Source organism: Tepidibacillus fermentans, from assembly GCF_004342885.1.
GTDB lineage: Bacteria > Bacillota > Bacilli > Tepidibacillales > Tepidibacillaceae > Tepidibacillus > Tepidibacillus fermentans.
On record NZ_SMAB01000003.1, the window covers coordinates 37,654 to 51,957 of the forward strand.

Here is a 14,304-nt window from a genome sequence, read left to right on the forward strand (position 1 = left end):
GAGCGCAATAATCTTTTATGAAAAAGCCCCCTATCTATCCATAGAGGGCTTCCTTCTTATGTTTTTTAAGCAAATACTAATTGACGAAAATCAGCATAGGAGAGAATTAATTGCGTAATGGAATAAAGTAATCCTAAACGATCCTGTCTAACTTGTTCATCGTCAACCATAACCATTACCTGATCAAAATATTGAATAATCGGTTCTTTGAGGGTTTTTAGTTGTCCTAGTTGTTCTTTTAGAGTGATGCCTTTATTTATATTTTCTTTTACTACAAGATATTGGTTATATAAATCTTTCTCCACCTGTTGTTGGTAACGTTCAGGATCAGTTTTGGCAGAATTCGTTTTTGTCGCTAAATTCATCACTCGGTTAAAGGAATCGACGACAAGCTTAAACGAAGGATCTTCTACTTCCTCCATTAGGATTAATGCTCGATCTACAACTCGTTTTACATCATTCTTCTCTACTTCTAATACAGCATCAATGACGTCGTAGCGAACCCCTTTTTCTTGTAGTAAACTTCTTAAACGTAACGTAAAGAATTCATAGAGGTCAACAACCATCTCTTCTTTACTTCGTTTTAATAAGCCTTTTCGCTCATAGGACTCAATGACAAGATCAAAAATGGTCTGTAATGTTAACGAATGAAGCTTTTCTAAAAGAATTTGGACAATCCCAGCCGCTTGCCTCCTTAATCCTAAAGGGTCTTGCGAGCCACTGGGGATTTTGCCTAAAGAAAAGGCTCCTACGATATTGTCCATTTTATCGGCAATACTTAAAATTTGGCCAATGATTGATTCTGGTAAACGATCACCAGAAAAACGAGGTAAATAATGTTCAAAAATTCCTTTGGAAACCTCTTCTGTTTCCCCATGTATGAGGGCATATTTTTGCCCCATTAACCCTTGTAATTCTGGAAATTCATAGACCATATTCGTTACAAGATCAAACTTGCAAATCTCTGCTGTACGATCAATTTGCTTCATTATTTCATCATCAAGCGTAAGGTGCTTCGCTAGATCATTAGCTACTTCCCGAATTCTCCGAACCTTATCGCCAATCGTTCCCAATCCCTCATGGAAAACAATGTTCTCCAGTTTGGATACTGCATCAGCAATCTTTAACTTCTGATCTTCTAAGTAGAAGAATCTAGCATCTGATAATCGAGCAGTTAATACCTTTTCATTCCCTTTAGCTACCAAATCTAAGGAACGCGTATCCCCATTCCTTACCGTGATAAAATACGGAAGAAGCTCTCCTTGCTTGTTCTCTACTGGAAAATATCGTTGATGTTCACGCATGGTTGTGACTAAGACTTCAGCGGGTATTTCCAGAAATTCTTCCTTGAAATGGCCAAATAGAACCGTTGGATATTCAACTAGATGAATCACTTCCTCCAATAATCCCTTATCAATCGGAACATTCCATCCTTTTTCCTTTTCTAATTGATGAATCTGTGCAAGAATTCGCTCTTCTCTCTCTTTTGGATCAAGAATGACAAATTGTTCCGTTAATTGTGGAACATAATCTTCTACAAAAGAGATCGTCACTTCTCTACCTAAGAAACGATGACCGTAGCTTTTATTGTTTGATTTCACACCTGCGATTTCGACGGGAACGACTTCCTGACCAAATAAGATGAGTAACCAGCGAATCGGTCGAACGAATCTTAAATCTTCATCTCCCCAGCGCATATTTTTGGGGAAATTCATCGATTCAATGATTTCTTTGAGCGCTTGAGGTAATAACTCAAATACTTCTTTCCCTTTATACTCTTTTTTTACAAATACATATTCAACTCCATTGACCTCTTCGATAAAAAGATCATCAACAGTTGCACCTTGTCCTCTAGCAAAACCTTGGGCCGCTTTTGTCCAGTTTCCCTCTGTATCCTTTGCAATTTTAAGTGATGGTCCACGCAGCGTTTCGATTCGGTCTTGTTGGATTTCTGCGATATCCTTAATCATAACCGCTAATCTTCTAGGTGTTGAATATGTATTGATCTTATCAAATGTGATATAAGACTCTTTTAACCAATCCATCATCTTTTTTGCCAATTGTTCCACTGCATCTGTAATAAATCGAGCTGGAATCTCTTCTGTTCCGATTTCAATTAATAAATCTTTACTCATGATGAGTCCCCTCCTTTTGCTGCAACATTGGAAACCCTAATTTTTGCCGTTCCTCGTAATATACCTGGGCACACAATTTGGCTAAATTACGAACTCTCGCAATATAACCCGTTCGCTCGGTAACGCTGATCGCTCCTCGTGCATCCAATTGATTAAATATATGAGAACATTTTAAAACATAGTCATAAGCAGGGAAAACAAGGTTTTCTTTCAATACGCGAACTGCCTCTTGTTCATAGGTATTGAACAAGTTAAACAACATTTTACTATCTGAGATTTCAAACGTATATTTGGAATGTTCATATTCCGCTTGGTGAAAGACATCACCGTATGTAACCCCATTTACCCATTCAAGTTCAAAAACATTATCTTTATTTTGAATATAAGAAGCTAATCGTTCAAGCCCATAAGTGATTTCAACAGAAACGGGTTTGACATCAAGTCCACCAACCTGTTGGAAATAGGTAAACTGAGTGATTTCCATTCCATCAAGCCAAACTTCCCAACCAAGTCCCCAAGCACCTAGTGTAGGAGCTTCCCAGTTATCTTCGACAAAACGAATATCGTGGTCTAAGGGATTAATCCCCAATTCTTTCAAACTTTCTAGATAGATTTCTTGGACATTGGCCGGTGATGGTTTCAAAATGACTTGAAATTGATGATGTTGATAAAGCCGATTAGGATTTTCTCCGTAACGACCATCAACTGGCCTTCTTGATGGTTCAACATAAGCGACATTCCATGGTTCTGGACCAATACTTCGCAAAAATGTCATCGGATTCATCGTTCCGGCACCTTTTTCCACATCATAAGGTTGAACAATGATACAATTTTGTTTCGCCCAAAAATTTTGTAAAGTTAAAATCATGTCTTGAAAGTTCATATTTATCCACCTCACGATTTTAATCTAAAATTAAAAAAGCTCCTCCCATCACCTATACTTTTATGTATAGGGACGAGAGAAGCTCCCGCGGTTCCACCCTATTTGGCTATTGATAAACTTTAGCCCACTTTGTGAAAATAGCTCGAGAACGCCAATTCATTTAACATCCGTTGAGCTTCCACCATCCTCAACTCGCTTTAGAATGTCCGCAAATGAACCCTTTCTCTCATTGCTGACCGATATTACTTTTGAATATGAATATACCAAAACTAATTATAATTTGCAATGTTTTCTCAATCAACGATTAAGCTTTTTTCAATTTTAATCGTAAAATGATGACGTAACAGATATGCTGTTGTAAGTAATGAGAGGAAAGGGTATAAACGAAACAATATGGCACTAATAGTGATCGGGATTGATAAGATAATTTGGTTTCCTTTTGAAATCGTAAGATGCACTAAATTTGTTTGTTTTAGTAGTTGTAAGTACACCATGGTATCCCTCCTATTTACTCAAATTGCTTCAATTGATCTAAAAAATTTTGTGATTTAAGTTGGATTCCGACATGATGTTCAATAAAAGATCGAAGCACATATTGTAACTGTGATTTGGTTGAAGCTTTTACATTCGTATTCCCTATTCTTCTGATATCAATCTTTTCAAATAAACGGAGCATTTTCATCGTTCCTTCTTGTAAGACAATAGACGAATCATCTGAATGATGATCACAAATTACTCCTCCATGCACAATACTAAATCGTGTAAGGTTATCCACTGAATGACACAATACACATTGATTTAATACTGGACGATAACCTGAGATTTTAAGGATTTTCAATTCATAAATTCGGATGATAATTTCTGGATCTTTGCCTTCATCAATTTGTTTCAAAGAAGATAACAATTGCTGGTATAAATATGAGATAGGGTCAAGGTTTTCCGTCATTTTATCCGTTAATTCAACTAAATAAGCTGCATATGCCGTTTTAATGATGTCTTGTTGAATTTTTGTGAAGCTTTGAATGATTTCACCATGATTCAGTGTTCCCATACTTTTGGTAAGGAAAAAAGTATAGTCACCATAACTAAATAATTGACTTACACTACTTAATCGACTTTTCGTTTTTTTTGCTCCTCTAGCCATTAATGGCACTTTCCCATGTGTTTCTGTAAAGAGTGTAATGATTTTATTTCCTTCACCATAATCTACAGTTTTAATCACAATGCCTTCTGTTCTCACCAACAATTCGTTTCACTCCACATTCAGGGTTTACCTTATTCATTTTACCCTATCGTTTGTGAAAAGGAAGGCATTTTTGTTTTTTTACTGTTGATCTTGCTCCTCTTCCACTTCTGCCACAGTTTGTATGACATCTTGTTGAATTTGACATTCTTTGTATAAAAGATAAGCATCAATCTGTCCGGTCTTGCAGAAATAATTCCATGAAAAATCTTTCACGGTTCTTCACTCCTTTGTCACAGATTGAAAGGGCTTATAACTTAGGATAAACGGGTACGGGTTTTTCTATCCTAGGAAAAAAATTCTAGAACGGTAGATATAAAAATAGGTTTGTATATTCCATAAGCAGCGACATAGTACGACTAGCAGCTTTAGCTGCGTAGCGTGACTTGTACACTTTGTGTGCTTATGCGTAAAAAAAGGACTTGTGATAATCCAAGTCCACACTTTACATATATAGCTAATCATTAATACTCTAGATTAAATATCCTCTTCCTCGAAAAAGCCAAAATCCTTCAATAGATGTTCTCTATTTCGCCAATCTTCCTTTACTTTTACCCACAATTCAATAAATACTTTTGATCCTAACAAACGTTCAATATCTAACCTTGCTTGACGGCCAATTTCTTTTAGCATTCGCCCATTCTTGCCAATAATAATTCCTTTTTGTGATGCCCTTTCGACATAAATCACTGCCTGAATCACAACAGTATTTGGGTTTTCTTCACCTGGTTTCATCGATTCCACAACGACAGCGATCGAATGTGGAACTTCCTCTCTGGTTAGATTCAGAATCTTTTCCCGAATGAGTTCAGCAACCACAAATTGTTCAGGGTGTTCAGTAACCTGATCAGATGGATAGTATAAAGGACCTTCTGGTAAGATCTTGTATATTTGTTCTAACAAAGTAGATACATTATTTCCTTTTAGAGCAGAGATCGGAATAATCTCTGTAAAATCATAATATTTCCGATATTGATCAATGATTGGTAATAATTCCTCTGGTGTAACTAAATCGATTTTGTTGAGTATTAGGTATACTGGAGTTTTTGTCACTGATTTTAATTGATCAATGATGAATTGTTCTCCTGGTCCGAATTTTTCTGTTACGTCAGTTAAATATAAAATCAAATCAACCTCTTGTAGGGTAGTTAGCGTGAGATTCATCATGTATTTCCCTAACTTTGATTTTGGTTTATGTATACCAGGCGTATCGATAAATATGATTTGTCCTTGTTCATTGGTATAAATCGCACGGATTTTATTTCTTGTCGTTTGTGGCTTATCAGACATAATCGCTATTTTTTGTCCTAACACTTGATTTAACAAGGTAGATTTACCAACATTCGGTCGTCCAATAATTGCTACAAAGCCTGACTTAGTTTTTCTTTGATTCATCGAGATCCTCCTGTTTAAATGCCCCTGGCAGTAATTCCTTTACTGTTGTTTCTAAAACTTCTCCTTTAAGGTTAGCCAAATATACTTTGGCATCTGGAGCGAAAAATTCAACCATAACCTGCCTGCAAGCCCCACATGGAGAAACAGGTCCTTCTGTATCGGCAATGACCGCAATCTCTTCTAAATCACGATCTCCTTCTGATACAGCCTTAAAGATGGCTGTACGCTCGGCACAATTGGTTAATCCATATGAAGCGTTTTCGATATTGGCTCCTTTATAGATTTTGTTATTCTTCGTGCGAATCGCAGCACCTACTTGAAACTTCGAGTAGGGAACATAAGCCTTTTCTCTAGCTTCTTTTGCAAACTGAATCAATTCTTGAACATTCATTGATATTAACCTCCCTCTATAAATTCTTTAGAAAAATAAATAATACAATACGTAAAATCCTCCGATCGAAATCAAAAAATTTTGTAAGAATGCCAGAAAAGTATATCCGTTTTTAAAACGATAAAACAACAGTATCAGGATTGAAAGTAACAGAACCCAACTTAAAATTTTAAAATACAGGAAGAGATATGACCAGACGTAAAAAAGGATTCCAACTAATACATCAGGCTGAAATTGTACTTTTTTGTTTAGCCAATATGCTTTCATTGTATAGGTTATAAATAAAAGAAAAACACCTACAAATGCAAAAAAAGTAGAATTCGGTGAGTGAATCCCCTTACCTCCTTGCAAATAAAAAGTGTATAGATATGGGAAAATAATCAAAAAACCAACCATCATCACGATAAATGTAAGAAGTAATACACTTCCTGCTGCAACATCCTTTGCTACTTTTGCCAAAGGATGAACTTTTGGCATCGCTAAATCAACAACCGTTTCAATCGCCGTATTCATCAATTCCATTCCCATGATGATCCCAATCGAAAACAAAATAAAAAGGGCATCAAGAAAAGTAAAATGAAGCCACATCCCTAATAATAGCACGATTAGGGATATGGCAATATGGATTTTCATATTCCGTTGAGTATAAATGGTATAGATGATTCCTTCACTCGCATAATAAAAACTTTTTTTTAATTTTTCCCAAAACAAAAACATCATCACCTTGTAATATTTAGACGCTGAAGTACCTCTTCCTGCTTAGAAAACATCACTTTCTCATCATCAGAAGTTCCATGGTCATAACCTAATAAATGTAAAAAACCATGAACAGTCAGAAAACTTAATTCTCTTTCAAAAGAATGTCCATAATCATTCGCCTGTTCTATTACCCGGGGAATCGATATCACAATATCTCCGAACATATTTGGGAGTTCTAGATTTTCAGTAAAAATGATATCAGGCTCATCCTCTCCTTTTTCGTGAATCGCAAAGGATAATACATCTGTAGGACGATCAATACCCCGATAGGATTTATTTAATTCATGTATCTTCCGATCATCCACAAGCGAAATGACCACTTCTCCATTGGTGATGTTTTCCAATCTAGCTGCTTCTTGGATCACTTTTTCAATTAATTGAAGTTGTGATTCAGTTAGTTCTTTTTCTTCTTGTTCATTTAAAATTTCTACCTCAATCATGAGCTTAGTTTCGCTCCTTTTTTATTCTCTTCAATCTCTTTATCATCAGGATACTCAATTCGAGAATGAAATATCCCCTTTAATGTCTCTAAAATCGTAATCGAGACAATTTCGAGTTCTTTTAATGTTAAATCACATTCATTTAGTTGTCCATCATCCAACTTTGATTTGATAATTTTTCGTACGGTCTCCTCAATTAATTCATTCGTTGGGTTTTGAATAGAACGGACAGCTGCTTCAACACTATCAGCGATTCCGACAATGGCAGCTTCTTTCGTTTGAGGTTTTGGACCGGGATAACGATATTCACTTTCGGGAATTGGTTTATCTGAGTTTTGTAATGCTTTATGATAAAAATACTTCAGCAAGGATGTACCATGATGTTGCATTGCAATATCTTGAATCGGTTTTGGAATTTTATATTCCTTTAACATTTCTACCCCATCTCTCGTATGGGCAACAATAATGTTCTTACTAATGTGTGGTGCGACTCGATCATGTGGGTTGGCTATATTTAACTGGTTTTCAATGAAAAATGTGGGTCTTTTTGTTTTTCCTACATCATGGTAATAAGACCCTACTCTCGCTAATAACCCATCCGCACCGATTGCCTCAGCTGCTGCTTCAGCTAAGTTTCCGACAATAACACTATGATGATACGTCCCTGGTGTCTCGATCAATAATTTTCGTAATAAAGGATGATTTGGATTGGACAACTCAATCAATTTCATCGGGGAAAGTATTCCAAAAAATGTTTCAAAAAACGGTAATAATCCAATCGTCAAAACAGCTGAGAACAAACCACTTAATACCCCATATATAAGGGTGAAAACAACTTCACGAAGTGTGTAGCTTTGACTTGTTAACATAATAACTACAGCTATTGATAGAAAATTAAAGAGAGCAACAATAAATCCAGTCTTCAATATTCCTGAACGTTGTCGTATTCTTCCTAAAGCAAATGCTCCGGCTGTACTTCCAATTAAAGCAACAAATCCATATCGAAAATCAAAAATCATCGTTTGATCCTGATTAAAGATCAACCCTACAAATACACTAAAAATGGCGCCACTTAGAATCGCCAATTTCATATTGATTAATAAAGCAATTAACATCACACCAAAAGCAACTGGTGCCAAATAGCCTTTTGCTGAGGTAATACTATCTCCACTAATAAAATCAACAAAGCGAATACTAATAAAGGTGAGTAAGAAGATAATAAATAGCATCAGTAACGAAGAATTGTTCTGATGTAATATCGGCTTCATTCGCTCAATACTGAAATAGAGCAATAAAACCAATAGTGAAACAAGTAAAAATAAGCCTAAATGGGGCCATATCGTAGATGTATCTTTTAATAAACCAGCTGCTTTTAATCGTTCATATGTTGGTTTATCAATAAATTGGCCTTCTTTGACAATCATTTCATCTTTTTTTATATATATGGGTTCAACTTTACTTCTCGCTTCTTCTCGTAGCAAAGCTGTTTGATCTGGGTTATAAAAAAGATTCGGTTTTACAAATGGTTTGGTTAATTCTTTCGCTAAATTTTTAATCTTTGGATCATTATCATATGGGTTTGATTGTACATAACGATCTAATTTTGTATATGCTTCATTTAAACCTTTTATATTGATTCCGTCCCCATCCGTCATCACAAACTCTAAGGTAGAACGAGATAAATTTCGTAAATTTTTTATTCTTGATTCGGATAAAGTTGAGATTGCCTGAATCGATTCCTCTTTTATTGGAATCGTAATCGCCGTTTTTAATTGTTCTTTCTTCTGTTCACTTGTCAAATTCGTATTTTTCACAATGGTTAAAATCGAATCAAACATTGTTTCTAATTGGTTAATTTGATCTTTTAAAATCGAATCTTCTTTTGTATATACTTCAGGTACAGATTTTTCTGCTTCTTTTTTCTTTAAATCTGTCGCCCATTGATCAAGAGCACGAATAGGAGAGTTTAATGTTACAGGGCTTATTTGTCCTTCTTTTAATTCATAAGTTTTAGGAATAACTTGTCCCATTAAAAGGAGATACATGATCAAACCTAAAAATACATACATAATGTAACGAATGGAAGGATGATATTCCCAACCTTCCATTTGTTTTAACCAATTCGAGGCAAATAATGCTTTTTTCTTCCCCTTCTCCATTTCCACCGCCCCTTTGGAAGGCATTACGCGTGTTTCTCGTATGCTAGGATAATTTTCTGAACAAGATGATGCCTTACAACATCATGTTCTGATAAATAAATAAACCCAATTTCCTCTATTTCTTTTAATATTTTTTCTGCTTCAATCAGTCCTGATTTACTTTTGCTTGGTAAGTCAATTTGGGTAATATCCCCCGTAATGACCATTTTCGAGCCAAAACCAAGACGAGTTAAAAACATTTTAATCTGTTCTGGGGTCGTATTTTGGGCTTCATCTAAAATGATAAATGAATCGTCCAAGGTTCTTCCCCGCATATAAGCAAGAGGCGCAATTTCAATCATTCCACGCTCTAAAAGCTTGTTCACTTGTTCTACGCCTAATAAGTCATATAGAGCGTCATAGATCGGTCGAAGATAAGGATCTACTTTTTCTTGCAAATCCCCTGGTAAAAACCCGAGGTTTTCCCCGGCTTCAACGGCTGGACGAGTCAACACAATTCGTTTCACAGTTCCTTGTTTTAATGCAGATACAGCCATAACAACGGCTAGATAAGTTTTACCCGTACCAGCAGGACCAATCCCAAAAACAATATCTTTTTTTAGTATGGTTGAGATGTAATGACGTTGGCCTAAAGATTTCACACGAATTTCTTTTCCTTTATAAGTAGTGAAGATTTTTTGGTCGTATAGATCCAGTAACTGCTGAGTCAAACCCTCTTTAGCCAAATCTAACGCATAATAAATATCTCGTTCAGAAAGATGATAACCTTTACTTACTAATTGAATCAAGACTTGAAAAAGATCGGTTAATCTTTCAACTTCAAGTTGTTCACCTTGTAAGATTAAATTCTCATTGCGAGTAAAAATCTGAACATTTGTCTGTTTCTCAATGATATTTAAAAATTGATCATTAGGACCAAAAAGTTGTAAACGTTCTTCTGATGTTCCTAATTTGATTTCACTTGAATAGACATGCAAATGGCCTCATTCTCCTTGAACAATTGGTATTGTAGTTGTAATATCTTCGTCTACTTCAAAAAGTATTTGTAAGATAACTTTACCATGGTCTGTCGTTTGGTGCAAAACTTTTTCACTCTTGATTTCACTACCAGCTGCAATTTTACGAAATAAATCCTTTTTTGCTTGTTCAATCCCTAATTTTACGGCGTCATTTTCGGAAATGTTCCTATCTTTTTCATTATATTCTAAAACCCTTTCCCTTACCAAGGTAACAGGGAGTTTATAGTTTTTAAACTGAACCATCTTTTGTTCATAAATCGATTGATAAGTTGGATAAGGAATCTCTTTTTGTCCTTTTATTTTTATCATCCGTTTTCCCAAAGTCAAATATTCTCTTTCAATATATTGTCCTGTATATTCTCGCCATTGTTGTTTTAAGGGAATGGTCACGTACGAGTGATACCAAACGATTCCCCTTACTTCACCATTCGCTGCAACTGGTTGTTGATTTTCATCTTTCCCCAGTAATCCTGAAATTAAAATATCTCCTTTTTTCACACGATCATTTACTTCAACGAGGGGAACTCCTTTTTTTGCGAGGATTTTTGTAATAACTGCGTTCTTACTAGAAACAATATGTTGTGGACCAATTGGAGTTGTTTTTGGTGGTATTACCTTCTCAGCAATCGTAATCTGAAGTTGTGTTCCTTTTACTTTCACCCCGACCCATGAAGCTTGTTCTAATTTCGCTTCTAATTGTTCCTGAAGAAGTTCATATTTTGGTAATTGATATTTAAACATTCCTCGATGGATTCCCAGTTCGTAAAGGGCTTGATATACCTCTTCTTCTTTCATCATTTTATTTCCTTCAATATGGATCGACCAGATCATCGAAGAAAGTAAATATAATAATAAGAAAAAGAAGATGAGTCCTGTTGCAACTCCTTTTCTTTTTCCTAATTTAGCAAGAATAAAAGGTAGTCCAATTTTTTGCTGCACATGTACCTTTGTATATGTTTTCTTTAAAATAGGTCTTAATTTAAAAAAATCAGCTAAAGAAATGGAAAAGGAGGCGTAACCGTTCTCAAGTAAACGAAAATCCCAAAACTCTAGTTTTTCCTTTACAGCTACATTAATAAATCGTTCTATATATTTCCCGCGAATTGTACATGTAACGTACCCTTTTATCCATTTTACTCCCCGAACATTCAAAAATAATTCCTCCTAATCTATATATTCAATTGATCGGATTAGCCCTTCCACAAAGACATCCTCTGGCAAAATGGCACGTATGACTAATTGATTCCCGTAAATTTTGAGTTCTCCTTTACTCAATCGTAAATGTAAGTATTGATCTGTGAATTGAACCACTCCCCGATGATTCTCAATATACATTTGATAGGAAGCAATCATCGTAATCCTTGGTAAATCAAAGATTACATCCTTTGGCAATTCAAGTTGTTTTACGGTTAGTTGTCTCAATCTTCTATGAAGCTTTTTCACGTGCCAAGCCTCCTCTCTTTCTCTTAAACCATTATGCGTTTTATGAGGAATTTATGATTAAAAAAAGTGGTTGGTATATTCCATAAGCAGCGACTTTTGGGAGTGTATACACGGACAAAGGAGCGCGTTGGAATATACCAACCTATATACAAGCATTTCATGTTTTGTAAGGCATTAAAAAACGCCTAGGTTCAAAAACCTAGACGTATCTTCGTTAAGATAATTGTTGTTGTACAAGTTGATTTACAAGTTTTCCATCTGCACGCCCTTTAACTTTTGGCATTAAAACTCCCATAACTTTTCCCATATCAGCCTTTGTCTTTGCTCCAACTTGATCAATAACTTCCTGTACGATTGCTTTTAACTCATCCTCGGATAACTGTTTGGGGAGATATTCCTGTAGGATTTTAAGCTCAGCTTTCACATTTTCAACCAGATCTTCACGACCTGCTTTCTCAAACTCTTGGAGGGAATCGCGTCTTTGTTTCACTTCACGAGTCAGAACGTCAATGATTTGCTCATCAGAAAGTGCCGTCGTTTTCTGTTCGATTTCTGCATACTTAATAGCAGAACGAATCATACGGATGACAGAGAGTCTTAACTTGTCTTTGTTCTTCATCGCTTGTTTCATATCTTCATTAATACGTTCCATCAACGACATAGTCAGTTCCCCCTCCTTAATACTTCCGTTTGCGCGCAGCCTCAGATTTCTTCTTCCGCTTTACGCTTGGTTTTTCATAGTGTCTGCGCTTTTTGACCTCAGCGAGTACGCCATCCTTTGAGATTGTACGCTTAAAACGACGAAGAGCACTATCGATTGATTCGTTTTTTCTTACGCGAATTTCTGACATTCTTTTCCCTCCCTCCACGATTACCATGCAGAATACCTTGTTTCACTTTGGGGAACCTAGACAATCTTACTGTCTGATTATCACCAAAAACAAAGTATAACAAAATAAATTATATTATACTAATTTTAACAGTGTCAACTTCCTCAGATCGGTAATTTTTCTCCTCCTAGTACATGGTAATGGAGATGGTATACTTCTTGACCGCCATGTTCTTTGCAGTTATTAATCACACGAAAACCTGTTTCATCGATTTCTAATTTTTTTGCGACAGTTTGAATCACTTGATGAAGCTTTCCGATCAGAGTTAAATCTTCTTCCTGAATGTCCATAAACGTAGGTATGTGTTTTTTAGGGATGACTAACACATGAATCTTAGCCTTTGGACGAATATCATGAAAGGCAAGAAAATGCTCATCTTCGTATACTTTGTTTGCTGGAATCTCCCCATCAACAATTTTACAAAAGATACAATCGCTCATCTTTATCCCCCTTAATCTTCAGATTAGATATACAATAATTAACATTTTATCATAAAACAAGACAAAACAAAAAAACATAAATAAAAGAACGTCATTTATTAAGAGACGTTCATCATGATGGTTTTATCAAATTTCTCATAATTAGCTCCATACTCTTCTTTTAGTGCCTCAACAAACACTTGGACAATTTCTGGGTCAAATTGCGTTCCTGAGTAACGAATTAATTCATCAACAGCATCTTTCATCGGCATCCCCACTCGGTAGGAACGATCTGCTGTCATTGCATCAAAAGCATCGGTCACCGCCATAATTCTGGCATGAAGGGGTATCTTTTCTCCTTTTAATCCTAAAGGATAGCCTGTCCCATCATATTTTTCATGGTGATGACGAATTACAGGTAAGAATTTCTTAAAAAAGTGCATGTCTTTCACTAATTGATACCCTTTTTCTGGATGACTTTTGATAATCTCATATTCCATTTGGGTCAATTTATTAGGTTTATTCAGTATTTCATAGGGAATTTCAATTTTACCAATGTCATGCCACGACGCAGCCTGAGATAGTTGCCGTATTTCCGCTTGCGGTAAACCCATTTTATTAGCCAATAATACGGTCCAAAACTTTACCCGTTCTGAATGGCTATGAGTGATCGGATCCATTTGCTTTAGAATATGTAGAACAAAATTGGTATACGTTGAAAGTTCATTGTCGAATATTTCTCGATACTGTAAGGCTGGCTTAATAAAATAGATTAAAAAGGTAAAGATCGCCACACCTACAATATTGAAATAGTAAAATAAAACGACATTGATTAAACCTAGAAAAACAGTGATTAAAGCGGATTTTGTTGAAGATATAAAAGCAATCAGAACATTTATATCAAACTTTCCTTTTTCTAATGCAACAGCAATAAACACAAATATATTAGTCATGATTGTAGTCATTAGGCTAATTAAAATAATAAGTATAAAAAACGACGCTGAGAAGATAGATATACTGTTATCAAAAATTGGGAAGAAATGATGAAATAATAATGATGAAATAAGGATTATTAGACCATACATTGACGAGTTAAATAAGATTTTATACCATACGAGTTTGCGAAAT

Annotated in this window: 17 protein-coding genes; all 17 read right to left on the minus strand. The window is 35.5% G+C overall.

Going from position 1 to position 14,304, the window contains the following annotated elements:
• Positions 1-65: 65 nt before the first annotated feature.
• The 17 genes from glyS to EDD72_RS02915 all read right to left on the minus strand — a co-directional run bounded on the left by glyS (position 66) and on the right by EDD72_RS02915 (position 14,141).
• Positions 66-2,135 carry a glycine--tRNA ligase subunit beta gene (gene glyS / locus EDD72_RS02835; RefSeq protein ID WP_132767121.1) on the minus strand — a complete coding sequence of 690 codons (2,070 nt, stop codon included), beginning with the start codon at positions 2,133-2,135 and terminating at the stop codon, positions 66-68.
• Positions 2,128-3,018 carry a glycine--tRNA ligase subunit alpha gene (gene glyQ / locus EDD72_RS02840; RefSeq protein ID WP_207893629.1) on the minus strand — a complete coding sequence of 297 codons (891 nt, stop codon included), beginning with the start codon at positions 3,016-3,018 and terminating at the stop codon, positions 2,128-2,130. The genes glyS and glyQ overlap by 8 nt, the downstream gene beginning before the upstream one ends.
• Positions 3,019-3,311: 293 nt before the next feature.
• Positions 3,312-3,512, minus strand: coding sequence for a DUF4342 domain-containing protein (locus EDD72_RS02845; protein WP_132767122.1), 201 nt, complete (start codon positions 3,510-3,512; stop codon positions 3,312-3,314).
• A gap of 14 nt (positions 3,513-3,526) precedes the next feature.
• Positions 3,527-4,258 (minus strand): DNA repair protein RecO, encoded by a 732-nt coding sequence (gene recO, locus EDD72_RS02850; protein ID WP_243643765.1) that lies wholly within the window; start codon positions 4,256-4,258, stop codon positions 3,527-3,529.
• An 84-nt stretch (positions 4,259-4,342) separates the two neighbouring features.
• Positions 4,343-4,477, minus strand: coding sequence for a YqzL family protein (locus EDD72_RS02855; protein WP_132767124.1), 135 nt, complete (start codon positions 4,475-4,477; stop codon positions 4,343-4,345).
• 261 nt (positions 4,478-4,738) lie between these two features.
• Entirely contained in the window at positions 4,739-5,656 is a 918-nt protein-coding gene (era, locus tag EDD72_RS02860) for a GTPase Era (protein WP_132767125.1), read from the minus strand.
• Positions 5,637-6,047 (minus strand): cytidine deaminase, encoded by a 411-nt coding sequence (locus EDD72_RS02865; protein WP_132767126.1) that lies wholly within the window; start codon positions 6,045-6,047, stop codon positions 5,637-5,639. The genes era and EDD72_RS02865 overlap by 20 nt, the downstream gene beginning before the upstream one ends.
• 27 nt (positions 6,048-6,074) lie before the next feature.
• A complete protein-coding gene (locus EDD72_RS02870) occupies positions 6,075-6,758 on the minus strand; it encodes a diacylglycerol kinase family protein (protein WP_243643759.1) in 684 nt (227 codons plus the stop codon).
• Between the two features lie 8 nt (positions 6,759-6,766).
• On the minus strand, positions 6,767-7,246 hold the full coding sequence (gene ybeY, locus EDD72_RS02875; protein ID WP_132767128.1) for an rRNA maturation RNase YbeY: 480 nt from the start codon (positions 7,244-7,246) through the stop codon (positions 6,767-6,769).
• Entirely contained in the window at positions 7,243-9,405 is a 2,163-nt protein-coding gene (locus EDD72_RS02880; protein WP_165894947.1) for an HD family phosphohydrolase, read from the minus strand. The genes ybeY and EDD72_RS02880 overlap by 4 nt, the downstream gene beginning before the upstream one ends.
• Positions 9,406-9,428: 23 nt before the next feature.
• On the minus strand, positions 9,429-10,382 hold the full coding sequence (locus tag EDD72_RS02885; RefSeq protein WP_132767130.1) for a PhoH family protein: 954 nt from the start codon (positions 10,380-10,382) through the stop codon (positions 9,429-9,431).
• A gap of 6 nt (positions 10,383-10,388) precedes the next feature.
• The gene (yqfD, locus tag EDD72_RS02890) at positions 10,389-11,576 is read right to left on the minus strand and encodes a sporulation protein YqfD (protein ID WP_132767131.1); all 1,188 of its coding nucleotides are present in this window, start codon (positions 11,574-11,576) and stop codon (positions 10,389-10,391) included.
• A 12-nt stretch (positions 11,577-11,588) separates the two neighbouring features.
• Positions 11,589-11,867, minus strand: coding sequence for a sporulation protein YqfC (yqfC, locus tag EDD72_RS02895; RefSeq protein WP_132767132.1), 279 nt, complete (start codon positions 11,865-11,867; stop codon positions 11,589-11,591).
• A gap of 214 nt (positions 11,868-12,081) precedes the next feature.
• Positions 12,082-12,528, minus strand: a complete 447-nt coding sequence (locus tag EDD72_RS02900) for a GatB/YqeY domain-containing protein (protein ID WP_132767133.1) — start codon at positions 12,526-12,528, stop codon at positions 12,082-12,084.
• A gap of 16 nt (positions 12,529-12,544) precedes the next feature.
• Positions 12,545-12,718 carry a 30S ribosomal protein S21 gene (gene rpsU / locus EDD72_RS02905; RefSeq protein WP_132767134.1) on the minus strand — a complete coding sequence of 58 codons (174 nt, stop codon included), beginning with the start codon at positions 12,716-12,718 and terminating at the stop codon, positions 12,545-12,547.
• Between the two features lie 143 nt (positions 12,719-12,861).
• Complete coding sequence (locus EDD72_RS02910) at positions 12,862-13,197, minus strand: histidine triad nucleotide-binding protein (RefSeq protein ID WP_132767135.1); 336 nt, start codon at positions 13,195-13,197, stop codon at positions 12,862-12,864.
• A 98-nt stretch (positions 13,198-13,295) separates the two neighbouring features.
• Positions 13,296-14,141 carry an HD-GYP domain-containing protein gene (locus EDD72_RS02915; protein ID WP_165894948.1) on the minus strand — a complete coding sequence of 282 codons (846 nt, stop codon included), beginning with the start codon at positions 14,139-14,141 and terminating at the stop codon, positions 13,296-13,298.
• Positions 14,142-14,304 lie beyond the last annotated feature (163 nt).

What these genes read in the sequence shown, in the direction of transcription:
- glyS (WP_132767121.1), bottom strand. Translation starts at nt 2,135, where the DNA reads ATGAGTAAAGATTTATTAATTGAAATCGGAACAGAAGAGATTCCAGCT.
- glyQ (WP_207893629.1), bottom strand. Translation starts at nt 3,018, where the DNA reads ATGAACTTTCAAGACATGATTTTAACTTTACAAAATTTTTGGGCGAAA.
- EDD72_RS02845 (WP_132767122.1), bottom strand. Translation starts at nt 3,512, where the DNA reads ATGGTGTACTTACAACTACTAAAACAAACAAATTTAGTGCATCTTACG.
- era (WP_132767125.1), bottom strand. Translation starts at nt 5,656, where the DNA reads ATGAATCAAAGAAAAACTAAGTCAGGCTTTGTAGCAATTATTGGACGA.
- EDD72_RS02865 (WP_132767126.1), bottom strand. Translation starts at nt 6,047, where the DNA reads ATGAATGTTCAAGAATTGATTCAGTTTGCAAAAGAAGCTAGAGAAAAG.
- ybeY (WP_132767128.1), bottom strand. Translation starts at nt 7,246, where the DNA reads ATGATTGAGGTAGAAATTTTAAATGAACAAGAAGAAAAAGAACTAACT.
- EDD72_RS02880 (WP_165894947.1), bottom strand. Translation starts at nt 9,405, where the DNA reads ATGGAGAAGGGGAAGAAAAAAGCATTATTTGCCTCGAATTGGTTAAAA.
- EDD72_RS02900 (WP_132767133.1), bottom strand. Translation starts at nt 12,528, where the DNA reads ATGTCGTTGATGGAACGTATTAATGAAGATATGAAACAAGCGATGAAG.
- rpsU (WP_132767134.1), bottom strand. Translation starts at nt 12,718, where the DNA reads ATGTCAGAAATTCGCGTAAGAAAAAACGAATCAATCGATAGTGCTCTT.
- EDD72_RS02910 (WP_132767135.1), bottom strand. Translation starts at nt 13,197, where the DNA reads ATGAGCGATTGTATCTTTTGTAAAATTGTTGATGGGGAGATTCCAGCA.
- EDD72_RS02915 (WP_165894948.1), bottom strand. Translation starts at nt 14,141, where the DNA reads ATGACTACAATCATGACTAATATATTTGTGTTTATTGCTGTTGCATTA.